Source organism: Enterobacter cloacae complex sp. P12RS (assembly GCF_014895875.1).
In the GTDB taxonomy this organism is placed as follows: domain Bacteria; phylum Pseudomonadota; class Gammaproteobacteria; order Enterobacterales; family Enterobacteriaceae; genus Enterobacter; species Enterobacter bugandensis.
Genome location: NZ_JADBQO010000024.1, coordinates 39225 through 64839, shown reverse-complemented (window position 1 = coordinate 64839; position 25615 = coordinate 39225). Strand labels below are relative to the sequence as shown.

Here is a 25615-nt window from a genome sequence, read left to right as displayed (position 1 = left end):
GGAAAATCATGTCGCTCAAAGCCATTGCTAAAGAACTGGGGCTGTCCGTCACTACCGTCAGCCGCGCCCTCAACGGGTATGACGATGTTTCTGCTGAGACGCGCGCCCGCGTGGAGGCGGAGGCCCAGCGCCGTGGTTACCGACCTAATACGTTTGCGCGCCGCCTGAAGATGGGCAAAATTGATGCCGTCGGCCTCGTTTTTCCCGTGCATCCTGTTCCGCTCAATAACAGCGTTTTTATGGACATGGTCGGCGAAATTAGCCACGAACTGGCGCGACATGAGATCGACCTGCTGCTCATCGCCGACGATGATCTGGCGGATAAGCACAGCTATATGCGCATGGTGCAAAGCCGCCGCGTGGATGCGCTGATTGTGGCCCACACGCTGGATCACGATCCGCGACTTGAACAGCTGCAGGCCGTCGGATTCCCTTTTCTGGCGCTTGGCCGCAGTCAGCTATCGCAGCCGTACGCGTGGTTCGACTTCGACAACTATGCTGGCACGTACCAGGCCACCCGCTGGCTGATTGAGAAAGGCCATCAGCGCATCGCCCTGCTGGGCGAAAGCAATAATCAGGCATTCATCACCCAGCGGCGACAGGGCTACCTGGACGCGCTGCGGGAAGCCGGGCTCTCCAGCGAATGGCTGCGCGCTATGCCCCCTTCGCGCCGCGTGGGGTATGCCACCACGAAAGAACTTCTCTCCCTGCCGCAGCCCCCCACGGCCATCATTACCGACTGCAACACCCACGGCGACGGCGCGGCGATGGCGCTGGCGGAACTGGGCCGCCTGACAGGCGAGAACGCCGTTGCGCTGGTGGTTTATGACGGACTTCCACAGGACAGCATCGTTGATGCTGACGTGGCGGCAGTGATCCAGTCCACTCGTCAGGGCGTCGGGAAACAGATTGCCGATATGGTGCGCCAGCTGATTAACGGCGACGACGTCGAACGGCTCCAGGTGCTCTGGCAGCCCGAATTCTTCCCGGGCCAGACGGCCTAAACCGCGTAAATTTCCAAACCCGATCACAGATCCGAAACGTTTTGGTTTGTATCCGAAACGTTTCGGATCAACACTCAAGACATCCCGACGACAGGAGATGTCTGATGCAAGATGCCATTTTACGACTCGAAAGCACCACGGTTGACATGGTGATAAAAACCCAACCGTTCGCCGAAATTCTCTACTGGGGGCCGCACCTTCAGCACTTTTCGCCGCAGAATGTCGCTACGCTGGCGCGGCCAGTGGCAAACGGCAGGCTGGATGTGGACTCCCCGGTAACGCTGATGGCCGAGCTGGGGCACGGGCTGTTTGGCTCGCCCGGTATTGAGGGGCATCGCCAGGGGCTGGACGGTTCCCCGGTGTTTAAAACCACGCAGGTGCAGCAGGACGTAAACACCCTGACGATAACCGCCGAAGATGAATGCGCGGGACTGCGTCTGACCAGCGAGCTGACGCTGGAGGCCAGCGGCGTGCTGGTGGTGCGCCATGGGTTAACCAACCTGAAAGCGCTGGCGTGGCAGGTGGACCGATTCGCCGTCACGCTGCCGGTGGCCGAGCGCGCGCAGGAGGTAATGGCCTTTCACGGACGCTGGATCAGAGAATTTCAGCCGCACCGCGTCACGCTTGAACACGACAGCTTTATCATTGAAAACCGTCGGGGTAAAACGTCCCACGAACATTTCCCGGCGCTGATCGCCGGTACGCCATCGTTCAGCGAAATGCAGGGCGACGTCTGGGGCGTGCATCTGGGCTGGAGCGGCAACCACCGCCTGCGCGCCGAAGCGAAAACCGATGGTCGCCGTTATATACAGGCAGAAGCGCTTTACCTGCCGGGTGAAATGGCGATTGAAGAGGGCGAAACGCTCTGGACGCCGCGCCTGTATGCCAGCTACTCCCCGCACGGGCTGAACGGCATGAGCCAGCAGTTCCACCGCTACCTGCGCGACAGCATCATCCGCTTCCCGGAAAACAAACCGCGCCCGGTACACCTCAATACCTGGGAGGGGATCTACTTCAGCCACGATCCGGAGTACATCATGCGCATGGCCGACGAGGCCGCCGCGCTGGGCGTGGAGCGCTTTATCATTGACGACGGCTGGTTCAAAGGCCGCAACGACGACCATGCCGCGCTGGGCGACTGGTACCTGGATGAGAAAAAATACCCGAACGGCCTGACGCCGGTAATCAGTCACGTTAAACGGCTCGGCATGGAGTTTGGCATCTGGATCGAGCCGGAGATGATTAACCCGGATTCCGATCTGTATCGCGCGCATCCTGACTGGGTGCTGGCGCTGCCGGGCTATCCCCAGACGACCGGACGACACCAGCTGGTGCTCAATCTCAACATCCCGCAGGCCTTTAATTATCTCGTGGAGCGCATGAGCTGGCTGCTGGGCGAGCATGCGGTTGACTACGTGAAATGGGACATGAACCGCGAGCTGGTGCAGCCCGGGCACAACGGTAAAGCTGCCGCCGACGCGCAGACCCGCCAGTTTTACCGCCTGCTGGACGTGCTGGGCGAGCGTTTTCCGCACATTGAATTTGAATCCTGCTCCTCCGGAGGCGGGCGAATCGATTATGAAGTGCTGACCCGCAGCCATCGTTTCTGGGCTTCCGACAACAACGACGCGCTGGAGCGCAACACGATCCAGCGCGGCATGAGCTATTTCTTCCCGCCGGAGGTGATGGGGGCGCATATCGGTCATCACAAATGTCACGCTACCTTCCGCCAGCACAGCATCGCTTTCCGTGGGCTGACGGCGCTGTTTGGGCACATGGGGCTGGAGTTGGATCCGCTCACCGTCGATGCGCAGGAGCGTGAGGGCTATCGCCATTATGCCGCGCTGTATAAGCGGTGGCGTGAGGTGATTCATCACGGTACCCAGTGGCGCGTGGACATGCCGGATGCCACCACGCTGGCGCAGGGTATAGTGAGCGAAGACAAAACGCAGGGGCTGTTTATGGTCAGCCAGCTCGCGATGCCGGATTACACCCTGATGATGCCGCTGCGCATGCCGGGGCTAGACGCCAGCGCGCAGTACCGCATCACGCTGCTGGATCACCCGAACATTCAGATCACGGGCGAGGGCGGGCACACCATGCGCAAGCTGCCGGCGTGGATGGAAGCCCCGCAAACGGCAAGCGGCGAATGGCTGATGCGGGCGGGTATTGCGCTGCCGATTCTGGATCCGGAAACCGCCATTCTGATTGGCGTAGAACGCGTGTAAAGGTGACGGGCCGGGCAACCGGCCCTCCGTTGAGGATAAAAATAATGAACACAACAACCTGTACCCACAAAGACAACCCCAATTTCTGGATCTTCGGGCTGTTCTTCTTTCTCTACTTCTTCATCATGGCCACTTGCTTTCCGTTCCTGCCGATTTGGCTGTCGGACATCATCGGTCTGAACAAAACCCATACCGGGATTGTCTTCTCCTGCATCTCGCTGTCTGCCATCGCGTTCCAGCCGGTGCTGGGCGTCATTTCGGACAAGCTGGGGCTGAAAAAACACCTGCTGTGGATAATCTCGGTGCTGCTGTTTCTGTTCGCACCGTTCTTCCTGTACGTCTTCGCGCCGTTGCTGAAAGCCAATATCTGGCTGGGCGCGCTGAGCGGCGGGCTGTATATCGGCTTTGTTTTTTCAGCCGGATCCGGGGCCATTGAGGCCTACATTGAACGCGTGAGCCGCAACAGCTTCTTTGAGTACGGCAAGGCGCGCATGTTTGGCTGCCTCGGCTGGGGGCTGTGCGCCTCAACGGGCGGCATCCTGTTCGGCATCGACCCGTCGTATGTTTTCTGGATGGGATCGGCGGCGGCGCTTTTGCTGATGCTGTTGCTGGTGGTCGCGAAACCGAAGCCCAACCAGACGGCGCAGGTGATGAACGCCCTGGGCGCGAACCAGCCGCAAATCACCGCTAAAACCGTGTTCAACCTGTTCCGCCAGCGCAGAATGTGGATGTTCATCCTGTACGTGATTGGCGTGGCCTGCGTGTATGACGTTTTCGACCAGCAGTTTGCCACCTTCTTTAAAACCTTCTTCGCCACGCCGCAGGAAGGGACCCGCGCCTTTGGTTTTGCCACCACGGCGGGGGAGATTTGTAACGCCATCATCATGTTCTGCTCGCCGTGGATCATTAACCGCATCGGCGCGAAGAACACGTTGCTGATTGCCGGGGTGATTATGGCGACGCGCATTATCGGCTCGTCGTTTGCCACCACCGCCGTGGAGGTCATCGCCCTCAAGATGCTGCACGCGCTGGAGGTCCCGTTCCTGCTGGTGGGGGCATTCAAATACATTACCGGAGTGTTTGATACGCGCCTGTCGGCCACAATCTATCTGATTGGTTTTCAGTTTGCCAAACAGTCGGCAGCGATTTTCCTCTCCGCCTTTGCCGGAAATATGTATGACCGGATCGGCTTCCAGGAGACGTACCTGATGCTGGGCTGTTTCGTGCTGGCGATTACGGCGGTGTCGGCGTTTACGCTGAGCAGCAGGCGGGAGATTGCTGCCACCACAGGGGCGGCAGCGTTAACGCATCACTCCAGGTAAAACACCTCTTTCAGCCCGGCGCTCACCGGGCTGTTATCCGGGTTCGACGGCATGACGTCAGCCATATATTTCCACCAGCGCTGGCACACGTCGGTATTCGCCACCGCGTTCCAGCGCTCCTCCGACTCAATCTCCACCGTCGCAAACAGCAGGTTGCGTGCTTTATCGAGGTAAATGGCGTAGTGGTGTGCGCCGTGGGCTTTCAGCACCGCTGCAAGCTCGGGCCAGATCGGATTGTGGCGACGCGCGTACTCCTCGTGCGCGTCCGGGTTTATCTGCATCACAAACGCTTTGCGGATCATAATGCCTCCAGGTACAGCTCGCGGACCTCGTCGCGGCTGGCGGTGCGTGGGTTACACGGCGCACACGGATCGGCGAGGGCTTTATCCAGCCAGCCTTCGATATCGGCTTTGGTGACGCCGAGCTGGCTGAAGCCGGACGGAATGCCGACGCGGGCGCTCAGGTCGCGAATCGCCTGAATGGCGGACATGCTTGCGGCTTCATCGCTCATCCCGCGGGTATCGACGCCCATTGCCTGCGCCACGCGGGCAAAACGCGCGACCGCGTTCGGGCGGTTAAAGTTTTCGATGATCGGCAGCAGGATGGCGTTGCACACGCCATGCGGCAGGTTGTGCGTTGCGCCCGGTTGGTGCGCCAGAGCATGTACCAGCCCCAGCCCGGCGCTGTTAAACGCCATACCTGCCAGGTACTGACCAAACGCCATCTGCTCGCGCGCTTCCAGGTTATGACCGTCGTCGACCGCTTTCGGCAGCCAGAGGTTAATCAGGCGAATCGCCTCCAGCGCGTTGGCATCGGTCAGCGGGTGTGCGCCAACGGACACGTAGGCTTCAATGGCGTGGGTTAACGCATCCATACCGGTTGCGGCGGTCACGGAGGCCGGAATATCAAGCATCACGCTGGCATCGTCCACGGCAATATCCGGGATGATGTTCGGGTCGATAATCACCTCTTTCACCTGACGCGCGGAATCGATGATCACCGCGTTGCTGGTCATCTCTGCTGCGGTGCCCGCGGTAGTGTTGATGGCCACCAGCGGCACGCCCGCGTTTTTCACCTTGCCGACGCCGGAGTAATCGGTAGACGGGCCTGGATTAGCGGTGAGGATTTTAATCGCCTTGGCGGTATCAATCGGGCTGCCGCCGCCAAAGGCGATGATGTAATCACACTCCGCGTCCCGGTAAGCCGCAAATCCTTTTTGCACCAGCGCTTCCGTCGGGTTCGGAAACACCTCATCGAACAGGTGATATGACATTTGATGGGCGTCCAGCGCGGTAAACAGGCTGTCGAGCAGGCCCTGTTTCACCAGCTGGCCGTCGGTGACAATAAGCGCTTTTCCCCACAGCCTGGTCGCCACCAGGTTGACCATATCGCCGATTGCACCCGCGCCATGCAGGCTAATTTTGGGAAGTGCCAACATAAAGCTCATGATAATTCTCCTTAACTATCGCCTGTGGCGTTACGCGTATAAATCCAGGGCCGACTGCATCGGGGTAACGCCAAAACGTTTGCCCAGGGCGATCAGCTCTTCCCGGGTGATGGTCTGCTTCATGCCGCCCATGGAGTAGACCTTCACCAGCACTTCTGCGGATTTCTCGGCGGTGTCGATCAGGCCAAAGGTTTCATCCAGAGTCGGACCGCTGCCGAAGACGCCGTGGAACGGCCACAGCACCAGGGCGTGCTTTTGCATATCCGTCGCGGTCGCCTGACCGATTTCATCGGTACCCGGCACCATCCACGGCAGAATACCGACACCGTCCGGGAAGACCACCAGGCATTCGGTACTGCCTTCCCACAGCTTGCGGGTAAAGAAATCAGAATTATTTTCCAGCACGTAGGTCAGGGCGATCAGGTTAGTGGCGTGGCAGTGCATGATCACGTGGTCTTTGCCGTTGGTCGCCTTGATGCGCTCGCAGTGGGAGAGGAAGTGCGCCGGCAGCTCAGAGGTCGGCACCGCGTCGTCCGTTAGCCCCCACAGAATGTGGTATCCCGCGCCGTCGCTGTCTACCCTCACGACGCCGAGATTGGCTTCCGGGTCCAGCTGAACGTTACGGAAGAACTTGCCGGAACCGGTAACGATAAACGGCGTGTTGGCGAGCAGCGGCATCGGCTGGCTCAGGGCAATATAGCGCGGCTTCTGGTGAAAATCGGCGGCGTAGGGCTCGATGTCCCCATCGTCCAGGCGCAGCGTGAGGTTGCCGCCGTTGCGCTCGTCCCAGCCCTTCAGCCAGGCGTCGGAGGTGGCTTTGATCATGCCCTGGACGAACCAGGAGGTGGTGATGGTCTGCATACAGTGTTTCCTTTGAAAATGCCGGGTGGCGTTACGCTTACCCGGCCTGCTTTTACCTGTAGGCCCGGCATGCAATGCGCTGCCGGGCGATATTTTTTACTGACGAGCGGCGAGCACGTCTTTCTCATACGCCCGCACGTTGTCCAGCCACTGGCTGCCCGCCGGGGCGTCGTGACGCTGGCAGTACATCTCCCACACCGCCTGCCACGGCAGGGATTTTTGCTCCTCCAGCAGCGCCAGACGCGCGGTGTAGTCGCCGTTTTCTTCAAGCTGTTTCAGCGCAGCAGTCGGCTCCAGCAGAGCGCGCAGCAGCGCTTTCTTCATGTTGCGGGTGCCGATAACCCACGCCGCGATGCGGTTGATGGAGGCGTCAAAGAAGTCGAGCCCGATGTGCACGCGGTCAAACAGATCGTGGCGGATGATTTCGCTGGCAATCGCCTGGGTTTCGTCGTCCAGCAGGACCACGTGGTCGCTGTCCCAGCGCACCGGACGGCTGACGTGCAGTAGCAGGCGCGGCACGTAGAGCATGGCGGCGGAAATTTTGTCGGAGATGACTTCCGTAGGGTGGAAGTGGCCAGCATCCAGGCACAGCGCGGTCTGGCGGCTGGTGGCGTAGCCCATGTAGAACTCGTTCGAGCCCACGGTGTAGCTTTCTGCGCCAATGCCGAACAGCTTGCTCTCCACCGCGTCGATATGGTGCGACGGGTCCAGCTTCTCGCTGATGGCTTCATCCAGCGCGGCCAGCAGGCGCTGGCGTGGCGCCAGACGGTCAACGGTGATGTCCTTCATGCCATCCGGGATCCAGATATTCATCACCGACGGCGTGCCAAGCTGTTCGCCGAAATACGCCGAGACGCGGCGGCTGGCCTTCACGTGGTCGATCCAGAACTGCCGGATTTCGTCGTTGGCGTGTGCAAGGGTAAACCCGTCCGCGCTCAGCGGGTGCGAGAAGCAGGACGGGTTAAAATCCAGTCCCAGCCGGTTGGCCTTTGCCCACTCCACCCAATTCTTAAAGTGTTCCGGTTTGATTTCGTTACGCGCGACCGGCGCGTCGGATTCGAGATAAATCGCGTGCAGGTTAAGGCGTTTTGGCCCCGGGATCAGGCTCAGCGCCAGCTCCAGATCCGCACGCAGTTCGGTGGCGTTACGCGCTTTGCCCGGGTAGTTACCCGTTGCCTGAATGCCACCCGTCAGGGAACCGCCCGGATTCTCGAAACCGGCGACGTCATCACCCTGCCAGCAGTGCATGGAGACGGGCAGACGGTCGAGCTGGCGCAGCGCCTCTTCGACATCCACGCCGACGGCGGCGAAACGCTGTTTAGCCAGGTCCCAGGCTTGTTCAAGTTGAGTGGTCATGCGCAAAGCTCCTTAGTCAGTCGTTTTTGCTGAAACTGCGCCCGGTAGCGGGCAATGTCATGGCAGGGATTGGGGGTGAAGGTGGTCAGGCTGTTATTCGCCGTCACCACCGAACGGAAATCGTCGACGTTTGATAGTTCGTCCAGCGTCATCAACTGAATGCCAATGTTGCCGAGCGTGGAAGCCTCTACGGGGCCTGCCACCACGGTAATGCCGCAGGCATCGGCGCAGAGCTGATTCAGCAGCTGGTTCTGGCAGCCGCCGCCCACGATGTGTAGCTGGCTGAACGGTTTACCGCGAAGGCTCGCCAGCTCGCTCAGGATGTCGGCATAGAGCAGGGCGAGGCTGTCAAAAATACAGCGCGCCAGCTCGGCGGGGCGGGAAGGTACCGGCTGCCCCGCGTCAAAACAGGCGGCCTGGATTTCGGCGCTCATGTGCACCGGGTTAATAAAGCGGTCGTCGTTCGGGTTAATCAGGAAGGTGCAGGCCTTCAGCTTTTCGGTTTCCGCGATAAGCGCGGGCAGGTCGGTGACGTTCTGCTCTTTCAGCACCCGCTGGAGCAGCCACAGGCCCATGATGTTCTTCAGCACGCGGTAGCGTCCTTCGGCACCGCCTTCGTTGGTGATATTGGCGGCCAGCGCGGCGTCGCTGGTGTTAGGCGTTTTGCTCTCAAAACCCATCAGCGACCAGGTGCCGGAGGAGAGATAGGCCGCGTCTTTGCTGGCGAGCGGCGAGGCAATGACCGCGCTTGCGGTGTCGTGACTGGCGACGGCGACAACGGGAATTTCATTCCCCTGCGGGCAAATCCACTGGCCGATGACATTGCCTGGATGGGTTGGCGCGCCGAACCAGGACGGCGAGGCGCCCGTCCATGCCAGCAGGTGTTCATCCCAGTTATCGGTGTTGATATTGACCAGCTGCGTGGTGGTGGCGTTGGTGTATTCCCAGTTCATGTTGCCGGTCAGACGATAGCTTAAGTAGTCCGGGATCAGCAGCGCATGCGCCACCTTTTCAACCAGCTCTGGCTGTTGCTCCACCAGCGCGCGCAGCTGGTACAGCGTGTTAAACGGCAGAAACTGAATGCCGCTGCGACCATAGATATTCTCTTTGCCAAGCTGCGCGATGGCGTGCGCCATCAGCCCATCGGTGCGGCTGTCGCGGTAGGAGACGGGCAGGCCAACGCGTTCGCCGTGACTGTCCAGCAGCACGTAATCCACGCCCCAGGTATCAATGCCGATACTGTCGATGCGGATACCGTCTTCGCAGACGTTGTGAAGTCCGGTGCGGATCTCCGCTTCCAGCGCATCGATATCCCAGGTCACAAAACTGTCCTGTTTTTGCAGACAATTGGCGAAACGGTGCATTTCGCGAAGCGTAAGGGTGTGCTGGTCACAGTCCCAGGTGGCGAGCATTACACGGCCGCTGGATGCGCCTAAATCGACAGCCACACAATGGCGAAAAGTCATGGTCGGGTCCTTTCTTAAGTCATTAGCGATGAGTGTAAGAAAGGGAAGAAATAGCCACCTTCTCGCCACTGACAGCCCAAATCTCGCGCTGGCAAGAAAGCAAAGGTGAACGTGAGGGAGTTCACAGTTTCCAGTAATGGCGGGGTTTGCTGGCAGTGTGACGGTGACCGCATTTCCCGATCTTTCCGCCTGTTTCTTGAAAAATCGGCAGCTTTTGCGCGGTTTACTGTCAAAAATTTAAGGTGAGTGTGGAAGGCCTTAATTACTATTTTGAGAACTTTTCTCATTGGTGGGGGCCGTTATGACCGTACTGCACAGCGTCGATTTTTTTCCTTCGGGGGCTTCTCCCGTCGCGATTGAGCCACGGCTTCCTCAGGCTGCGTTCCCGGAGCATCATCATGATTTTCATGAGATTGTGATTGTTGAGCACGGAACGGGCATCCACGTATTCAACGGTCAGCCGTATACCATCAGCGGCGGTACGGTGTGCTTCGTGCGCGACCACGACAGACACCTGTATGAACATACCGACAACCTGTGTCTGACCAACGTGCTCTATCGTTCCCCGGACGCGTTCCAGTTTCTCTCCGGGTTGAATCAGCTGTTGCCGCAGGAGAAGGACGGCCACTACCCGTCGCACTGGCGGGTGAATCAATCCACGTTACAGCAGGTGCGTCAGCTGGTGAGCCAGATGGAGCAGAGCGAGGACGGGCAGGAGACGCACGCGATTGCCACCCGCGAGCTGCTGTTTATGCAGCTGCTGGTGCTGCTGCGCCGCAGCAGCCTGGTGGAAGGGATGGAAAATAATGACGCACGGCTGAACCAGCTTATGGCCTGGCTGGAAGATCATTTCGCTGAAGATGTCTGCTGGGAAACGCTGGCGGACGACTTTTCGCTCTCGTTGCGCACGCTGCATCGTCAGCTCAAGCAGCATACCGGGCTCACGCCGCAGCGTTACCTTAACCGTCTGCGCCTGATCAAAGCGCGTCACCTTTTACGGCATACCGACGAAAGCGTTACGGAAATTGCTTATCGCTGCGGTTTCGGCGACAGTAACCACTTTTCGACGCTATTTCGCCGGGAATTTAGCTGGTCGCCGCGCGATATTCGTCAGGGGAAAGACGCGTTGCTTCAGTAACGCGAGGGCAGTCACCGTTTTCAGGCCGCAAAAAAGCTAATAATGCCCGGTTATTCGCCGTAGAGGTTGTGGTGTGGCCGCTCAGTTGATTCTTCGCAAAGATGATTTTTTTGCCTCCGCGAGTCAGGCCGTCGCGGTGGCCGACCGTTACCCGCAAAATGTCTTTGCCGAGCACACCCATGAGTTCTGCGAGCTGGTGCTGGTGTGGCGCGGCAACGGCCTGCACGTCCTCAACGACCGGCCCTACCGCATCACGCGCGGGGATCTGTTTTACATTCGCGCCGAAGACAAACACGCCTACGCCTCGGTTAACGATCTGGTGTTGCAGAACGTCATCTACTGCCCTGACAGGCTTAAACTGAATGTCGACTGGGCGAGCAACATTCCGGGCATTCTGAATGCCGGAGGCGAACCGCACTGGCGCTTAAGCAGCAGCGGCATGGCTCAGGTGCGCCAGACGATTTCCCAGCTGGAGCAGGAGAGCCAGAAGAGCGACCCGGTGGCAAACCAGATGTCGGAGCTGCTTTTTGCCCAGCTGGTGATGACCCTGAAGCGTCATCGTTACGCCACGGATAATCCCTCCGCCACCACGCAGGAAGCGCTGCTGGATAAGCTGATTGCCCGGCTTGCGGGCAGCCTGAATAAAAGCTTTGTGCTGGAAAAATTCTGCGAGCAGGAGCAGTGCAGCGAGCGCGCGCTGCGCCAGCAGTTCCGCACCCAGACGGGAATGACGATAAACCATTATCTGCGCCAGCTGCGCATCTGCCACGCCCAGTATCTGTTACAGCATACGGAGCTGATGGTCAGTGAAGTGGCGATGCGCTGCGGCTTTGAGGACAGTAACTACTTTTCGGTGGTGTTTAACCGTGAGGTGGGGATGACGCCGGTTCAGTGGCGTCATCGCAGTCGAAAAGCAGCGTAATCAGTTCGCCATGCCGAGGCCGACGATATTGGCCGCAATGATAATCACCACGCAGCCCAGGCTCAGTACGCCAACCGGACGACGTCCGGCGTTGTTCCACTCCTTCAGCACCAGCCCAACCAGCCCACCGCACAGCACGTAGAAGCTCATGTGCAGCATCCAGCTTATGTAGTCGTACTGCGGCGGAATGCTGGCGTGGCCCCAGGCGTAAAAGAAGAACTGCAGATACCACATCAGGCCGCCGAGCGCGGAGAGCAGAACGTTGGTGAAGATAAGCGGTTTTGCCAGCGAGAAATCGTCTTTTACCGACAGGTTCTTCACTTTTGCCAGACGAATGAAGCAGAAACCGAGGTTTACCAGCGCGCCGCCGCCCATGATCACCACATAGCTTGGCAGGGCAACATACAGCGGGTCAACGCCCAGCGCCGCAGCGGCGTCGTGCATCGGTTTGGCGGCGTTCATGGCGAACGACATGCCCGCCGAGAAGACCCCGCACATCACCGCCAGCAGTAGCCCTTTCTTCAGGTTGAACTCTTCGGCCCTGATGCCCATCTTGCGTTCTTTTAGCTGGCCTGCGCGGGTGACGATCCCCACGCCGATCACCGCCACCAGCACGCCCAGCAGCGTCATCCGGCCGCCCTGGGTGTTGATCAGCACGTCGAAATGGCCGTTAAGGATTGGCGTCATCAGCGTGCCCACTATCAGCGTAATGCCAATCGCGATGCCGATACCCATCGACATCCCGAGGTAGCGCATGGTCAGGCCGTAGTTGATGTTGCCGATGCCCCACATCGCGCCGAACAGGAATACCGGCAGCAGGGTGGAGGCGTTGAAGGAGGAGAAGTAGCCCCAGAAATCGGGCAGCAGCATGGCGCTGATTGTCCACGGCAAAATTAGCCAGGACACGGTACCGCCAACGGACCACATGGTTTCCCACGACCAGCCTTTCACCTTTTTGAACGGGGCATAGAAACAGGCTGCACTGGCTGCGCCTATTAAATGCCAGAAGATACCCATCGTAATCGCATGATTCATTTTTACGTCCTCATCGTTTTTATAGCCGGAGGCTTCCCCCCGACTTGATGAGTGTAAAAATTAGGCTGTTCAGGAACCTTCAGAAGGTTGCCGCACTTTTGTTTTGAATGGCAATCAGCACGTTAAGCGCGTGAGCAGACTCACAATTCTTTTATTTCTCAAAAACCGAATAACCTTATAAAAACTACGGCATTGATAATCATTTTCAATATCATTTAATTAACTATAATGAACCAACTGCTTACGCGGCATTAACAGCTGTGCCGCCCGACAATAATGGAGAGGATTATGAGTTATACACTGCCATCCCTGCCGTATGCCTACGACGCACTGGAACCGCATTTCGACAAGCAGACGATGGAAATCCATCACACTAAACACCACCAGACCTACGTGAACAACGCGAATGCAGCGCTGGAAAGCCTGCCAGAGTTCGCTAATCTGCCTGTTGAAGAGTTGATCACCAAGCTGGACCAGCTGCCAGCAGACAAAAAAACCGTACTGCGTAACAACGCGGGCGGTCACGCTAACCACAGCCTGTTCTGGAAAGGCCTGAAAACCGGTACCACCCTGCAGGGCGACCTGAAAGCGGCTATCGAGCGTGACTTCGGTTCCGTAGACAACTTCAAAGCGGAATTCGAAAAAGCCGCTGCAACCCGCTTCGGCTCTGGCTGGGCGTGGCTGGTTCTGAAAGGTGACAAGCTGGCAGTGGTTTCTACTGCTAACCAGGACTCCCCGCTGATGGGTGAAGCGATCTCTGGCGCATCCGGTTTCCCAATCCTGGGTCTGGACGTGTGGGAACACGCTTACTACCTGAAGTTCCAGAACCGTCGCCCTGACTACATCAAAGCGTTCTGGGATGTCGTGAACTGGGACGAAGCAGCAGCGCGTTTCGCCGCTAAAAAATAAGGTTGCATTGACGCCTGTGAGAAGCGAGTCTGATGACTCGCTTTTTTTGTATCTGCGTAATGGAGGCAGCGATGCATTACCCGGTGAACGTGTTTACAGGCAAGGTAAGGGAGTACGACGGCAGCCGCCCGAGCGCCATCGCCAAAGTGCAGGTTGACGGTGAGCTGTCGCTGACCGAGTTCGGGCTTGTGGGCGACCAGCAGGCCGAAAAGAAAATCCACGGCGGGCCCGATCGCGCGCTGTGCCACTATCCGCGCGAGCACTATCAGCACTGGAAAACCGAATTTCCTGAGCAGGCGGACCTCTTCGTCGCGCCCGCGTTTGGCGAAAATCTCTCAACGGAAGGGCTGACGGAAAAGAACGTCTTTATTGGCGATATTTACCGCTGGGGCGATGCCCTGATTCAGGTCACCCAGCCGCGCTCGCCGTGCTTTAAGCTCAACTACCATTTCGGTATTCAGGATATGTCGGCCCAGCTGCAAAACGCGGGTAAAACCGGCTGGCTGTACCGCGTGGTGCTTGCAGGACAAGTATCTGCGGATGCCCCGCTTGAGCTCGCGTCGCGCCTGAGTGAGGTGTCGGTGTACGACGCCTGCGCGATTGCCTGGCATATGCCTTTTGACGATGAACAGTATCATCGCCTGCTGTCGGCGGCGGGGTTGTCTACCAGTTGGACGAGAACGATGCAGAAGCGGCGTATAAGCGGGAAGATCGAGAGTAGTTCGCGGAGATTGTGGGGGAAATAGGTTCCGTAGAAAGTAGGCCGGGTAAGGCGAAGCCGCCACCCGGCACATACCGTTACGAACGCTTATACAGCGGTAGCCACAGCGTTAACCGCAGCCCGCCCAGCGGGCTGTCGTCGGCTTTCACCCAGCCGCGGTGCTGCTGCATGGCGGTTTCTACAATCGCCAGCCCCAGCCCCGTGCCGCCAGACTCGCGGTCGCGCGCTTCGTCGGTGCGGTAGAACGGACGGAAAATCTGCTCGCGATCTTCCGGGCTGACGCCAGGACCGTCGTCATCAACAATGACGGTGATCCCGTCTTTATCCACCGAAAACGCCACTTCAATCTTCGTGTGCGAGTAGCGCAGGGCGTTACGCACGATATTCTCCAGCGCGCTTTCCAGCGCGTTGGGGTTACCGTACAGCGGCCACGGGCCCGGCGGGAAGTTGACGGTGAACGATTTACCCATCTGCTCCGCTTCGAACGCCGCGTTGTCCAGCACCTCGTGCCACAGGTGATTGGCTTTCACCGTTTCGCTCACCAGCGCGTTTTTCTGCTGGTTGCGCGACATCACCAGCAGATCGTTAATCATGCTGTCCAGACGGTGCGCTTCCGTTTCAATACGCTCCAGCTCTTTGCTTTCCCCGCTGCGGCGACGCAGCAGGGCGGTGCCCAGCTGTAAGCGCGTGAGCGGCGTACGCAGCTCGTGTGAGATGTCCGACAGCAGGCGTTGCTGGGCCGTCATCATCCGATCAAGCGCGCTGACCATCTGGTTAAAACTGGTGCCGGCGGCCAGGAACTCCTGCGGCCCGGATTCCAGCTCCGGATGCTGTCTGAGATTGCCTTGTGCCACTTCGTCCGCCGCGTTTTTCAGCTTACGCGCCGGTTTCGCCAGGCTCCACGCCAGCCATAACAGCAGCGGGGAACTGACCAGCATCGTGACGATCAGCAGCAGAAGCGGACGGTCAAACAGCAGGTTGATGAAGTCGGACTGGGAACTGCTCGCAGGGCGAATCAGGTAGAGCTGGTAGTTATCTTCCCCATCCCGTACCGAGAAAGGGCCGACCATCTCTACCCGACCATATTTCTTTTTCTGTGGGTGATCGGCGTTATCCGCCTGGCCAATAAAGTTGCGGATGATCTGCATTTCATTGCGATCGGCGCCAATCACGCGGCCTTCGCTGGTAACCAGCAAAAGACGTTGTCCTGGCGGCGCCCACTTGTCGATAGCGCGAAACAGCCTGCGCCACCACATTAAATCGTTCGGCGGATCGTTTGCCAGCTCCGCTTCCACGTGCTGCTCGATCATCACGCCCTGACGTTGCTCGCTGTCGAGCAGCTCCGTCATCTGGCGTGAGTCGAGTTTTGGCAACATCAAAACGAGCATTAAAACCAGTGCCAGCGTCAGCCAGAAGATGGCGAAGATGCGGGCGGTTAAGCTACCTATCATGAAGCAGAAACCATCAGATAACCGCGACCACGCAGGGTTTTAAACCATGGGTGACCGTCTTTACGCTCCGGCAGCTTGCGGCGCAGGTTAGAGATGTGCATGTCGATGGCGCGGTCAAACGGCGTGAGGCGTTTGCCCAGCACTTCCTGGCTTAAATGTTCACGCGATACCACCTGGCCAAGATGTTGCGCCAGTAGATACAGCAGGGTGAACTCGGTGCCAGTAAGCTCCAGCGTCTGGCCGTCGAAGCTTGCTTCCTGACGTCCCGGGTTCAGGCTCAGGGAGTCCACTTCCAGCGTTGGCGAGCTGTTGTCGGTATTCTGCTGCTGCTCGCTCCAGTGGGAACGGCGCAGGATCGCGCGAATACGGGCCACCAGTTCACGGTCGTTGAACGGCTTCGGTAAATAGTCATCCGCACCCAGCTCAAGGCCGAGAACGCGGTCAAGCTCGCTGCCGCGGGCGGTCAGCATGATAACGGGGGTCTGGTGTGTCTGGCGAAGCTCTTTCAGCGTATCAATACCGTTTTTCTTTGGCATCATTACGTCGAGCAAAAGTAGATCGATGCTGTCGTCAAGGAGACTCAGCGCCTGCTCGCCATCATGGGCAACCAGGACGTTGAAACCTTCCATGTCGAGCAACTCCTTTAAAAGGGATGTGAGCTCTCGGTCATCGTCAACTAACAGGATTTTATTCATTGTTTAAATACCTCCGAGGCAGAAATTACGACATCAAGGCTATCTAATCCATGACTTTACGTTGTTTTACACCCCCTGACGCATGTTTGCAGCCTGAATCGTAGACTGTCTCTCGTTGAATCGCGACACGAAAGATTTTGGGAGCAAGTGATGCGCAAAGTTACCGCTGCCGTCATGGCCTCAACGCTGGCGTTCAGTGCGTTTAGCCAGGCTGCTGTAGCTATCATCGGCGATAACGGTTCCTCGCAAGAGGGCGCAACGCAGCACAGCAGCCAAAGCCATATGTTTGACGGCATAAGTTTAACCGAACATCAGCGTCAACAGATGCGAGATCTGATGCAGAGGGCACGACACGACCAGCCCCCTGTTAATGTTAGCGAAATGGAGACAATGCATCGCCTTGTCACCGCAGAAAATTTTGACGAAAGCGCTGTTCGCGCTCAGGCCGAAAAAATGGCACAGGAACAGGTTGCCCGCCAGGTAGAAATGGCGAAGGTCCGCAACCAGATGTTCCACCTGCTAACGCCCGAGCAGCAAGCGGTTTTGAATGCCAAACATCAGCAGCGTATGGACCAGCTGCGTGAGGTTGCACGGATGCAGCGAAGCTCAGAAGCGACGTTTTTCAGTAGCAATAGCAGTACCCGTAGTAACCAGTAAACCCTGTTTTCCTTGCCATAGACACCATCCCTGTCTTCCCCCACATGATGTGGGGGTTTTTTTTGCCCCGCATTCTGATTTGTTAACCGTTTATTCATCCTTTGCCTCCCCATGCTTCCGTTATACTAGCGGCATGACATGACAGGAGCGTTTATGAATCAATCCTATGGAAGGCTGGTAAGCCGGGCCGCCATTGCGGCGACCGTCATGGCCTCTGGCCTGCTGCTGATCAAAATTTTTGCCTGGTGGTATACCGGCTCGGTCAGTATTCTGGCGGCGCTGGTGGATTCACTGGTCGATATCGCCGCCTCGCTGACCAACCTCCTGGTGGTACGTTACTCGCTGCAGCCGGCGGATGAAGAGCACACGTTTGGGCACGGCAAGGCGGAATCGCTCGCGGCGCTGGCGCAAAGTATGTTCATTTCTGGCTCTGCACTATTCCTGTTTTTGACCGGTATTCAGCATTTGGTTTCACCTTCACCGATGAACAATCCCGGTGTCGGCGTGGTCGTCACGGTCATTGCACTTATAAGCACACTTGTTCTGGTAACGTTCCAGCGCTGGGTCGTTCGCAAAACGCAAAGTCAGGCCGTACGGGCGGATATGCTTCATTATCAATCTGATGTTATGATGAATGGGGCTATTCTTATTGCGCTCGGTCTGGCCTGGTATGGCTGGCATCGAGCCGATGCGTTGTTTGCGTTAGGGATTGGTATCTATATTTTATATAGCGCCCTGCGGATGGGGTATGACGCGGTACAATCACTGCTCGATCGCGCTCTTCCGGACTCAGAACGTAACGAAATTTTTTCTATCGTGACCTCCTGGCCCGGCGTCAGCGGTGCACACGATCTTCGAACGCGGCAGTCAGGGCCGACCCGCTTTATTCAGATTCATATTGAAATGGAAGACAACCTGCCACTGGTACAGGCTCACGTTATTGCTGAGCAGGTCGAGCAGGCGATTTTGCAGCGTTTTCCTGGTTCAGACGTCATCATTCACCAGGATCCCTGCTCGGTTGTACCCGGACATGTTGGGCTTTCGTAATTCGTTGTAAAAAAGTGAGCCAGGCCAGCATTTTGTGTATAAATTACCGCCATTTGGTCTGACCTGAATCAATTCAGCCAGAAGGGATTGATATACTATTTGCAGTATTCGTTGGTCGATAAGTTTCTTCCGGCAACAGATTTCAATTTTGCATTCCTAAGTTCAGAGGTAGTCATGATTAAGAAAATCGGTGTGTTGACAAGCGGCGGTGATGCGCCGGGCATGAACGCGGCAATTCGTGGGGTTGTCCGTGCAGCGCTGACGGAAGGTCTGGAAGTTTTTGGTATCTATGATGGTTACCTGGGTCTGTATGAAGACCGTATGGTTCAGCTCGACCGCTACAGTGTGTCTGACATGATCAACCGTGGCGGTACCTTCCTTGGGTCTGCGCGCTTCCCGGAATTCCGTGACGAACACATCCGTGAAGTGGCTATCGAGAACATGAAAAAGCGTGGTCTGGACGCGCTGGTCGTTATCGGCGGTGACGGCTCGTACATGGGTGCAAAACGTCTGACCGAAATGGGCTTCCCGTGCATCGGCCTGCCGGGCACCATCGACAACGACATCAAAGGCACTGACTACACCATCGGTTACTTCACCGCGCTGGGCACCGTTGTGGAAGCCATTGACCGCCTGCGTGACACCTCTTCTTCTCACCAGCGTATCTCTATCGTTGAAGTGATGGGCCGTTACTGCGGTGACCTGACCCTGGCAGCGGCTATCGCCGGTGGTTGTGAGTTTGTGGTGGTTCCTGAAGTGGAATTCAGCCGCGAAGATCTGGTTGCTGAAATCAAAGCCGGTATCGCGAAAGGTAAGAAACACGCGATTGTGGCTATCACCGAGCACATCTGTGACGTTGACGAGCTGGCGAAGTACATCGAAACCGAAACCAAACGCGAAACCCGCGCGACCGTTCTGGGCCACATCCAGCGCGGCGGTTCCCCTGGCCCGTACGACCGTATTCTGGCGTCCCGTATGGGCGCGTACGCTATCGAGCTGCTGCTGCAGGGCCACGGTGGCCGCTGCGTCGGTATTCAGAACGAACAGCTGGTGCATCATGACATCATCGACGCGATTGAAAACATGAAGCGTCCGTTCAAAGGTGACTGGCTGGACTGCGCGAAAAAACTGTACTGATCCTTCAAGCCCTCTTCTTTCTGAAGAGGGCTTTTATTCCTCCACGTTATAGCCAATCTTTTTTTATTCTTTAATCATCGATTCGCTTTCTGGCACGCTGCATTCATCAAAACACTACACAAGAGAGCTGGGCGATGAATAAATGGGGCGTGGGGTTAACATTATTGCTGGCATCGACCAGCGTGCTGGCAAAGGACATTCAACTTCTCAACGTGTCGTACGACCCGACGCGTGAGCTGTACGATCAATACAACAAAGCCTTCGCGGCGCACTGGAAGCAGGAAACCGGCGATAACGTGGTGGTTCGCCAGTCGCACGGTGGCTCTGGTAAGCAGGCGACATCTGTGATTAACGGTATTGAAGCCGACGTAGTTACCCTGGCGCTGGCCTATGATGTCGACGCTATCGCCGAGCGTGGCCGTATCGACAAAAACTGGATCAAACGCCTGCCGGACAACTCCGCGCCATACACCTCGACCATCGTCTTCCTGGTGCGTAAAGGCAACCCAAAACAGATTAAGGACTGGAACGACCTGATCAAACCGGGCGTTTCTGTGATTACCCCGAACCCGAAAAGCTCCGGCGGGGCACGCTGGAACTACCTGGCGGCCTGGGGCTACGCGCTGCACCACAACAACGGTGACCAGGCTAAAGCACAGGAGTTCGTCAAATCCCTGTACAAAAACGTTGAAGTGCTGGACTCCGGCGCGCGCGGTGCCACTAACACCTTCGTCGAGCGCGGAATTGGCGACGTGCTTATTGCCTGGGAAAACGAAGCCCTGCTGGCGACCCACGAACTGGGTAAAGACAAGTTTGAGATCGTGACTCCGAGCGAATCCATCCTCGCCGAGCCGACCGTTTCCGTGGTCGATAAGGTCGTTGATAAGAAAGGCACCAAAGCGGTGGCGGAAGCCTACCTGAAATATCTCTACTCGCCGGAAGGCCAGGAAATCGCGGCGAAGAACTTCTATCGTCCACGTGATGCGGCTGTCGCGAGGAAATACGACAGCGAATTCCCGAAACTGAAGCTCTTCACCATTGATGATGTGTTCGGCGGCTGGACGAAAGCGCAGAAAGAGCACTTCTCTAATGGCGGCACCTTCGACCAGATTAGCCAGCGTTAACGGTTAGCAAACGACACGGCGACCCGGTGTGAGAAATCCACCGGGTTTTTTATTTGGTCATCATTTTGCGTTACTCTTTTGCCTCTATTGAAAACAGGGAACGCGTTGTGAAAAAAATTATCTTACTGATCCTGATTGTCATCGCCCTTGCCGCAGGCGGCGTGTACTGGATAAAAGCGGGTAATCCGAATGCGTTGCGCCATATCGTCCTCGACCAGTGTCTGCCTAATCAGCTGCAGCACCGTAACCCGGCACCCTGCGCGCAGGTGAAGCCTGATGCGGGCTATGTGGTATTTAAGGACCGCAACGGGCCGCTGCAGTATCTGCTGATGCCAACGTATCGCATCAACGGCACCGAAAGCCCGCTCCTGACCGAGCCTCATACGCCAAACTTCTTCTGGCTGGCGTGGCAGTCGCGCAGCTTTATGACCCTGAAGCGTGGCTCTGAAGTGCCGGACAGCGCTATTTCGCTGACGATTAACTCACCGACCGGACGCACGCAAAACCATTTCCATATCCATATCTCCTGCCTGCGCCCGGACGTGCGCGAGAAGCTCAACGCGGCGCAGGGAGACATCAGCACCCAGTGGCTACCGTTCCCGGGTGGGCTGGAAGGCCATGAGTACCTCGCACGCCGGGTGACGGAGAATGAACTGGTCCAGCGCAGTCCGTTTATGATGCTGGCGGAAGAGCTGCCGGAAGCGCGCGACCATATGGGACGCTTCGCGCTGGCGATGGCGCAGCAGTCGGATGGTTCGTTTGTTTTGCTGGCGACCGAGCGTAACCTGCTCATGCTTAACCGCGCGTCGGCAGAGGAATTGCAGGATCATCAATGCGCTATCCTGAAGTAACCCCACCATAAATCGCGTTTACTCAGGCTGCCTGTCACCGTAGACTTGCTGAAAAAATCTACAGGAGACAGGTATGTCGCTCTGGTTAACGCATCCTCTGCTGCTGCCCTCGCTGATCGTCGGCGTCACCATCGTGCTGTGGGCGACGTCGCTGTTGCCGGAATTTATCACCGCGCTGCTGTTTTTCACGGCGGCGATGACCGCCAGAATCGCCCCGCCGGAGGTGATTTTTGGCGGTTTTGCCTCGTCGGCTTTCTGGCTGGTCTTCAGCGGCTTTGTGCTCGGCGTGGCGATCCGTAAAACCGGCCTGGCGGACAGGGCCGCCCGGGCGCTGTCGGCAAAGCTCACTGACTCCTGGATGCTGATGGTGGCGAGCGTGGTATTGCTCAGCTACGCGCTGGCGTTTGTTATGCCGTCAAACATGGGGCGTATTGCGCTGCTGATGCCCATTGTCGCGGCGATGGCGAAACGCGCCGGTATCGCCGACGGATCCCGCGCCTGGTTCGGCCTTGCGCTGGCAGTCGGCTTCGGTACCTTCCAGCTCTCGGCCACCATTCTGCCCGCCAACGTGCCTAACCTGGTCATGAGCGGCGCGGCGGAAGGCTCGTACGGCATTCACCTGAACTATGTCCCGTATCTGCTGCTGCACACGCCGGTGCTCGGTATTCTCAAAGGCCTGATTCTGATTGGCCTCATCTGCTGGCTGTTCCCCGGCAGCCCGAAACCGGCGAAGGATTTCACGCTGTCTGAACCGATGGGGCGTGACGAAAAACGACTCGCCTGGCTGCTGGTGGTGGTGCTGATGATGTGGGTGACGGAGAGCTGGCACGGCGTGGGGCCGGCGTGGACGGGGCTGGCGGCCTCGATTATCGTTATGCTGCCGCGCATTGGTTTTATCACCGGCGAGGAGTTCTCGGCGGGGGTAAATATGCGCACCTGCATTTACGTTGCGGGTATTCTCGGGCTGGCGATCGTCGTGACGCAAACGGGTATCGGAGCGGCCGTAGGCGAGGCGCTGCTGCGCATAATGCCGCTGGATGCGGACAAACCATTCACCAGCTTCCTGGCGCTAACCGGAATTACTACAGCACTCAATTTCATTATGACTGCCAACGGCGTTCCGGCGCTTTACACCACGCTGGCGCAGAGCTTCTCGGACGCGACCGGTTTCCCGCTGCTGTCGGTAATCATGATTCAGGTACTGGGCTATTCCACGCCGCTACTGCCGTATCAGGCGTCGCCGATTGTGGTGGCGATGGGGCTAGGAAAGGTGCCTGCAAGGGCGGGGATGGTGCTCTGCCTGGCGCTGGCGATTGCGACGTATCTGGTGCTGCTGCCGCTGGATTATCTGTGGTTTAGCGTGTTAGGGCGTTTGTAGCGGCGGGTAAGCGCAAGCGCCACCCGCCACAAAGGCCATTACGCCTGTTTAGCCGCTTCTGCCGCTTTAACGATCACCGCGAAAGCGTCCGCTTTCAGGGATGCACCGCCAACCAGCGCGCCATCGATATCTGGCTGGGTGAACAGCTCAGCAGCGTTGGAGGCGTTTACGGAGCCGCCGTACTGGATGATCACTTGCTCAGCCACTTTCGCGTCGGCTTTAGCAATGTGGTCACGGATGAATTTGTGAACTGCCTGAGCCTGCGCAGGGGTAGCAGATTTGCCGGTACCGATCGCCCAGACTGGCTCGTAAGCGATAACCGCGCCTTCGAACGCTGCCGCGCCCTGCGTTTTCAGCACGGCGTCGATCTGACGTGCACACACTTCTTCGGTTTTGCCCGCTTCGTTTTCCGCTTCGGTTTCACCGATGCACAGAACCGGGATCAGACCCTGCTCTTTCAGCACGGCAAATTTCTTCGCGATGAACTCGTCAGATTCTTTGTGGTAGGTGCGACGCTCGGAGTGGCCGATGATGATGTATTTCGCGCCGATATCTTTCAGCATTTCAGCGGAAGTTTCACCGGTGAACGCGCCAGACAGGTTAACGTCAACGTTCTGCGCGCCCAGCACGATGTGGCTGCCGTCAGCGGCACGTTTAGCCAGATCCAGGTACATATCCGGCGGAGCGATAGCAACCGCGCAGCCGGTCACGCCAGCCAGCTCTTTACGCAGGTTTGCAACCAGTTCGTTTACCATGTGGCGGCTGCCGTTCAGTTTCCAGTTACCCATCACTAAAGGATGTCGCATTTCAATTCTCCACGCTAAATAAGCGAATTAAGGAATATGGCCGCCCTGTCGGGCAGCATGGTCTGTGAATCAGTATAGAGATTTTCCCTCGAAAGGCTTTGCTTTTTGTCATTAATTGGCCCCGCCAAGGGTGTCAGATAGCGCCAGCTTAATCGGTTCAACGGCGAAGGTCAGTCCTTTTTCGCCGTTATCCGCCACTACATAGCGAATCGCGCCTTCGGTTGTGGCGTAGTACCGCTTGTTTTTACCGGCGGTCAGCAGCTTTTGCAGCTTTTGCTGGCTCTGCTTTTTCGTCAGCGCAGGCGTAAACGCCTGCAGCACCGCGCTCATGTAATCAAGCGCCTTCGATTTAGCCGCTTTCTGCTCTGGCCCCTGAATCGGCAGCCAGGTGATTTGCATGCTTTTGATTTTTAACGTACCGCGCTCCAGCGCCGTGGAAGCATACAAATTCTCGTTAATCTTGCTCGCTGCACGGGTCAGTGTAGGGGTATCGCGCGAGCTATCAATGGCGCGAAACTCATCCAGCGGCAGCCCTGGGTTGGCCTGATTGAAAGCTTCGCGAAACTGGCTGATGGACTGATCGAAAGACGGTGCGCCCGCCAGCAAATACGGCGCAGTGGTGGGGGCCGCGGTGTTGGCGGCATGCAGCGGAAAACCCGCGCCGAGCATCGCTAAACACAGGAAAAGAGAATGTGCCGAATTTTTCATCAACATTGCACCTGGCCGTAAGTGCTCATGATTAAAACGATATCTGGTCGGCTTGTCAAAAGGTCACAACTCCAGGGTAAAATGCGGGCTAAACGATAATAAGGAACCTTACATGACCATACAGCAGTGGCTGTTTTCATTCAAAGGGCGTATTGGACGCCGTGATTTCTGGGTCTGGATGGTGACGTGGGTCGTCGCCATGCTGCTTCTTTTTTTCGTTGCTTATAACGCCTGGCTGAGCACGCAAACGGCGGCATTTGCACTGGTCTGCCTGCTATGGCCGACGGCGGCCGTCGTGGTGAAACGCCTGCACGATCGCGGCCGCTCCGGCGCGTGGGCATTTTTGATCATACTGGCGTGGATGCTGGTGGCAGGGAACTGGGCGATGCTGCCTTCCATCCTGCCGTGGGTCGTGGGCAGGCTGCTGCCGTCGGTCATCTTCGTGATGATGATTGTCGATCTGGGCGCGTTTATCGGCACCCAGAGCGAAAATAAATACGGTAAAGATACCGTCGAGGTGAAATACCGCTGATCACCAGTAGTGTTCGGCGGTCATATGGCCCGGCCGGCGGCGAAGATGTTTCGTCATCTGCCGGGTATCCTTCAGAAGCTGCTGCGTGTCCCGGACCATCTGCGGGTTACCGCACAGCATGACGTGGCTGGTTTCGGCCGTCATCGGTAAACCCACCGCGTCTTCCAGTGCGCCGCTCTCAATTAACGCCGGTACGCGACCGGTAAGCGCTCCTGCTACGGTTTCGCGGCTGACTACCGTCTGAATCTTTAACTTTCCGCCGTACTGCTGTTCCAGCGCCTGCATCTGCGGGAGATAGCTTAAATCTGCGGCATAGCGCGCGGCGTGCACCAGCACGATGTTTTTGAAGCGCTCCAGATCCTTACCGTACTGCAAGATAGAGAGATACGGACCGATGGCCGTGCCGGTTGCCAGCATCCAGAGCGTGTCACAGTCAGGGATCTCTTCGAGCACAAAGAAGCCTGCCGCTTCGCTCACAATCTGCACATCGTCGCCGGGCTTAAGGGCGGCAAGGCGCGGGCTGAGCTTACCGTCAGGAACGGTGACGAGATAGAACTCGAGATCCGGGTTATCCGGCGCGTTAACGTAAGAGTAGGCGCGCTGCACGCGCTCGCCGTCGACATCCAGACCCAGCTTGGCAAATTGCCCGGCCTTAAACGGGTGAACGGGAGCATGCAGGGTGAGACTAAATAGCGCATCGGTCCAGAATTCTATCTTTGTGACTTTACCTGTTACCCAGTCCGCCATGATCTTCTCCTGTGCTGTTTCTCTGTTCTATCTTCCGTACTTGTGGGAAACATTTCCAGCCCCTTCGGGCCGG

25 protein-coding genes are annotated in these 25615 nt (G+C 57.6%); 14 read left to right on the top strand and 11 right to left on the bottom strand.

The genetic code is table 11. The features are described from left to right. Positions 1-8: 8 nt before the first annotated feature. From IM284_RS14960 to IM284_RS14950, 3 genes are all read left to right on the top strand, one after another. Positions 9-1004, top strand: a complete 996-nt coding sequence (locus IM284_RS14960; protein ID WP_193055837.1) for a LacI family DNA-binding transcriptional regulator — start codon at positions 9-11, stop codon at positions 1002-1004. A gap of 104 nt (positions 1005-1108) precedes the next feature. Then, positions 1109-3232 carry an alpha-galactosidase gene (locus IM284_RS14955; protein ID WP_047366788.1) on the top strand — a complete coding sequence of 708 codons (2124 nt, stop codon included), beginning with the start codon at positions 1109-1111 and terminating at the stop codon, positions 3230-3232. A 44-nt stretch (positions 3233-3276) separates the two neighbouring features. Next, positions 3277-4554, top strand: coding sequence for an MFS transporter (locus IM284_RS14950; protein ID WP_047366789.1), 1278 nt, complete (start codon positions 3277-3279; stop codon positions 4552-4554). Here IM284_RS14950 and rhaM read toward each other — a convergent pair. The 5 genes from rhaM to rhaB form a co-directional block, all read right to left on the bottom strand. Continuing rightward, a complete protein-coding gene (gene rhaM, locus IM284_RS14945; protein ID WP_047366790.1) occupies positions 4542-4856 on the bottom strand; it encodes an L-rhamnose mutarotase in 315 nt (104 codons plus the stop codon). The genes IM284_RS14950 and rhaM overlap by 13 nt on opposite strands. Continuing rightward, positions 4853-6001, bottom strand: a complete 1149-nt coding sequence (gene fucO, locus IM284_RS14940) for a lactaldehyde reductase (protein WP_047366791.1) — start codon at positions 5999-6001, stop codon at positions 4853-4855. Before fucO ends, rhaM begins: the two co-directional genes overlap by 4 nt. Before the next feature lie 30 nt (positions 6002-6031). Then, positions 6032-6862, bottom strand: a complete 831-nt coding sequence (gene rhaD, locus IM284_RS14935) for a rhamnulose-1-phosphate aldolase (protein WP_047366792.1) — start codon at positions 6860-6862, stop codon at positions 6032-6034. Positions 6863-6958: 96 nt separating this feature from the next. Further along, positions 6959-8218, bottom strand: a complete 1260-nt coding sequence (gene rhaA, locus IM284_RS14930; RefSeq protein WP_047366793.1) for an L-rhamnose isomerase — start codon at positions 8216-8218, stop codon at positions 6959-6961. Further along, the gene (gene rhaB / locus IM284_RS14925) at positions 8215-9684 is read right to left on the bottom strand and encodes a rhamnulokinase (protein ID WP_047366794.1); all 1470 of its coding nucleotides are present in this window, start codon (positions 9682-9684) and stop codon (positions 8215-8217) included. Before rhaB ends, rhaA begins: the two co-directional genes overlap by 4 nt. Before the next feature lie 301 nt (positions 9685-9985). On the opposite strand from rhaB, the gene rhaS reads away from it, so the two are divergent. Both rhaS and rhaR read left to right on the top strand, forming a co-directional pair. Continuing rightward, a complete protein-coding gene (rhaS, locus tag IM284_RS14920; RefSeq protein ID WP_041911785.1) occupies positions 9986-10822 on the top strand; it encodes an HTH-type transcriptional activator RhaS in 837 nt (278 codons plus the stop codon). A gap of 73 nt (positions 10823-10895) precedes the next feature. Further along, on the top strand, positions 10896-11744 hold the full coding sequence (rhaR, locus tag IM284_RS14915; protein ID WP_028014857.1) for an HTH-type transcriptional activator RhaR: 849 nt from the start codon (positions 10896-10898) through the stop codon (positions 11742-11744). On the opposite strand, the gene rhaT is transcribed toward rhaR, so the two are convergent. After that, positions 11745-12779: an L-rhamnose/proton symporter RhaT gene (gene rhaT / locus IM284_RS14910; RefSeq protein ID WP_041911787.1), complete on the bottom strand. Its 1035-nt coding sequence runs from the start codon at positions 12777-12779 to the stop codon at positions 11745-11747. It abuts the gene before it with no gap. Between the two features lie 288 nt (positions 12780-13067). Here rhaT and sodA point away from each other — a divergent pair, with 288 nt between their 5' ends. Together sodA and yiiM are read left to right on the top strand one after the other, a co-directional pair. Continuing rightward, entirely contained in the window at positions 13068-13688 is a 621-nt protein-coding gene (sodA, locus tag IM284_RS14905; protein ID WP_003861999.1) for a superoxide dismutase [Mn], read from the top strand. Positions 13689-13759: 71 nt separating this feature from the next. Continuing rightward, positions 13760-14434, top strand: coding sequence for a 6-hydroxyaminopurine reductase (gene yiiM / locus IM284_RS14900; protein ID WP_047366795.1), 675 nt, complete (start codon positions 13760-13762; stop codon positions 14432-14434). 52 nt (positions 14435-14486) lie between these two features. On the opposite strand, the gene cpxA is transcribed toward yiiM, so the two are convergent. Then, positions 14487-15860 (bottom strand): envelope stress sensor histidine kinase CpxA, encoded by a 1374-nt coding sequence (gene cpxA / locus IM284_RS14895; RefSeq protein ID WP_003862003.1) that lies wholly within the window; start codon positions 15858-15860, stop codon positions 14487-14489. Continuing rightward, complete coding sequence (cpxR, locus tag IM284_RS14890) at positions 15857-16555, bottom strand: envelope stress response regulator transcription factor CpxR (protein ID WP_006179159.1); 699 nt, start codon at positions 16553-16555, stop codon at positions 15857-15859. Before cpxR ends, cpxA begins: the two co-directional genes overlap by 4 nt. 150 nt (positions 16556-16705) lie before the next feature. Here cpxR and cpxP point away from each other — a divergent pair, with 150 nt between their 5' ends. From cpxP to IM284_RS14860, 6 genes are all read left to right on the top strand, one after another. Further along, positions 16706-17212 (top strand): cell-envelope stress modulator CpxP, encoded by a 507-nt coding sequence (cpxP, locus tag IM284_RS14885; RefSeq protein WP_028014854.1) that lies wholly within the window; start codon positions 16706-16708, stop codon positions 17210-17212. A 153-nt stretch (positions 17213-17365) separates the two neighbouring features. Continuing rightward, positions 17366-18259: a CDF family cation-efflux transporter FieF gene (fieF, locus tag IM284_RS14880; RefSeq protein WP_028014853.1), complete on the top strand. Its 894-nt coding sequence runs from the start codon at positions 17366-17368 to the stop codon at positions 18257-18259. 174 nt (positions 18260-18433) lie between these two features. Continuing rightward, entirely contained in the window at positions 18434-19396 is a 963-nt protein-coding gene (pfkA, locus tag IM284_RS14875; protein WP_028014852.1) for a 6-phosphofructokinase, read from the top strand. Between the two features lie 134 nt (positions 19397-19530). Next, positions 19531-20520 (top strand): sulfate ABC transporter substrate-binding protein, encoded by a 990-nt coding sequence (locus tag IM284_RS14870; protein ID WP_047366797.1) that lies wholly within the window; start codon positions 19531-19533, stop codon positions 20518-20520. Positions 20521-20627: 107 nt separating this feature from the next. Continuing rightward, positions 20628-21371 (top strand): CDP-diacylglycerol diphosphatase, encoded by a 744-nt coding sequence (locus tag IM284_RS14865; RefSeq protein ID WP_028014850.1) that lies wholly within the window; start codon positions 20628-20630, stop codon positions 21369-21371. 73 nt (positions 21372-21444) lie between these two features. Next, positions 21445-22749 (top strand): SLC13 family permease, encoded by a 1305-nt coding sequence (locus tag IM284_RS14860; RefSeq protein ID WP_028014849.1) that lies wholly within the window; start codon positions 21445-21447, stop codon positions 22747-22749. 38 nt (positions 22750-22787) lie between these two features. Here the strand turns inward: IM284_RS14860 and tpiA are convergent, their stop codons facing one another. Together tpiA and IM284_RS14850 are read right to left on the bottom strand one after the other, a co-directional pair. Beyond that, complete coding sequence (gene tpiA / locus IM284_RS14855) at positions 22788-23555, bottom strand: triose-phosphate isomerase (RefSeq protein ID WP_006808674.1); 768 nt, start codon at positions 23553-23555, stop codon at positions 22788-22790. A gap of 111 nt (positions 23556-23666) precedes the next feature. Next, on the bottom strand, positions 23667-24263 hold the full coding sequence (locus tag IM284_RS14850; RefSeq protein WP_028014848.1) for a DUF1454 family protein: 597 nt from the start codon (positions 24261-24263) through the stop codon (positions 23667-23669). A gap of 112 nt (positions 24264-24375) precedes the next feature. Between IM284_RS14850 and IM284_RS14845 the strand changes: the two genes are divergently transcribed. After that, positions 24376-24795 carry a DUF805 domain-containing protein gene (locus tag IM284_RS14845; RefSeq protein ID WP_028014847.1) on the top strand — a complete coding sequence of 140 codons (420 nt, stop codon included), beginning with the start codon at positions 24376-24378 and terminating at the stop codon, positions 24793-24795. Here IM284_RS14845 and fpr read toward each other — a convergent pair whose 3' ends face one another. Next, positions 24796-25542, bottom strand: a complete 747-nt coding sequence (fpr, locus tag IM284_RS14840) for a ferredoxin--NADP(+) reductase (protein ID WP_047362494.1) — start codon at positions 25540-25542, stop codon at positions 24796-24798. It lies immediately after the preceding gene. Between the last annotated feature and the right edge of the window lie 73 nt (positions 25543-25615).

Bases quoted from the DNA above. Each gene is read 5' to 3' on its own strand.
- IM284_RS14870 (WP_047366797.1), top strand. From the start codon at position 19,531: ATGAATAAATGGGGCGTGGGGTTAACATTATTGCTGGCATCGACCAGC.
- IM284_RS14955 (WP_047366788.1), top strand. From the start codon at position 1,109: ATGCAAGATGCCATTTTACGACTCGAAAGCACCACGGTTGACATGGTG.
- IM284_RS14850 (WP_028014848.1), bottom strand. From the start codon at position 24,263: ATGAAAAATTCGGCACATTCTCTTTTCCTGTGTTTAGCGATGCTCGGC.
- yiiM (WP_047366795.1), top strand. From the start codon at position 13,760: ATGCATTACCCGGTGAACGTGTTTACAGGCAAGGTAAGGGAGTACGAC.
- IM284_RS14845 (WP_028014847.1), top strand. From the start codon at position 24,376: ATGACCATACAGCAGTGGCTGTTTTCATTCAAAGGGCGTATTGGACGC.
- rhaD (WP_047366792.1), bottom strand. From the start codon at position 6,862: ATGCAGACCATCACCACCTCCTGGTTCGTCCAGGGCATGATCAAAGCC.
- fucO (WP_047366791.1), bottom strand. From the start codon at position 6,001: ATGAGCTTTATGTTGGCACTTCCCAAAATTAGCCTGCATGGCGCGGGT.
- cpxR (WP_006179159.1), bottom strand. From the start codon at position 16,555: ATGAATAAAATCCTGTTAGTTGACGATGACCGAGAGCTCACATCCCTT.
- fpr (WP_047362494.1), bottom strand. From the start codon at position 25,542: ATGGCGGACTGGGTAACAGGTAAAGTCACAAAGATAGAATTCTGGACC.
- sodA (WP_003861999.1), top strand. From the start codon at position 13,068: ATGAGTTATACACTGCCATCCCTGCCGTATGCCTACGACGCACTGGAA.
- cpxA (WP_003862003.1), bottom strand. From the start codon at position 15,860: ATGATAGGTAGCTTAACCGCCCGCATCTTCGCCATCTTCTGGCTGACG.
- fieF (WP_028014853.1), top strand. From the start codon at position 17,366: ATGAATCAATCCTATGGAAGGCTGGTAAGCCGGGCCGCCATTGCGGCG.
- IM284_RS14950 (WP_047366789.1), top strand. From the start codon at position 3,277: ATGAACACAACAACCTGTACCCACAAAGACAACCCCAATTTCTGGATC.
- cpxP (WP_028014854.1), top strand. From the start codon at position 16,706: ATGCGCAAAGTTACCGCTGCCGTCATGGCCTCAACGCTGGCGTTCAGT.
- rhaM (WP_047366790.1), bottom strand. From the start codon at position 4,856: ATGATCCGCAAAGCGTTTGTGATGCAGATAAACCCGGACGCGCACGAG.
- rhaT (WP_041911787.1), bottom strand. From the start codon at position 12,779: ATGAATCATGCGATTACGATGGGTATCTTCTGGCATTTAATAGGCGCA.
- IM284_RS14860 (WP_028014849.1), top strand. From the start codon at position 21,445: ATGTCGCTCTGGTTAACGCATCCTCTGCTGCTGCCCTCGCTGATCGTC.
- rhaB (WP_047366794.1), bottom strand. From the start codon at position 9,684: ATGACTTTTCGCCATTGTGTGGCTGTCGATTTAGGCGCATCCAGCGGC.
- IM284_RS14960 (WP_193055837.1), top strand. From the start codon at position 9: ATGTCGCTCAAAGCCATTGCTAAAGAACTGGGGCTGTCCGTCACTACC.
- pfkA (WP_028014852.1), top strand. From the start codon at position 18,434: ATGATTAAGAAAATCGGTGTGTTGACAAGCGGCGGTGATGCGCCGGGC.
- rhaS (WP_041911785.1), top strand. From the start codon at position 9,986: ATGACCGTACTGCACAGCGTCGATTTTTTTCCTTCGGGGGCTTCTCCC.
- rhaA (WP_047366793.1), bottom strand. From the start codon at position 8,218: ATGACCACTCAACTTGAACAAGCCTGGGACCTGGCTAAACAGCGTTTC.
- tpiA (WP_006808674.1), bottom strand. From the start codon at position 23,555: ATGCGACATCCTTTAGTGATGGGTAACTGGAAACTGAACGGCAGCCGC.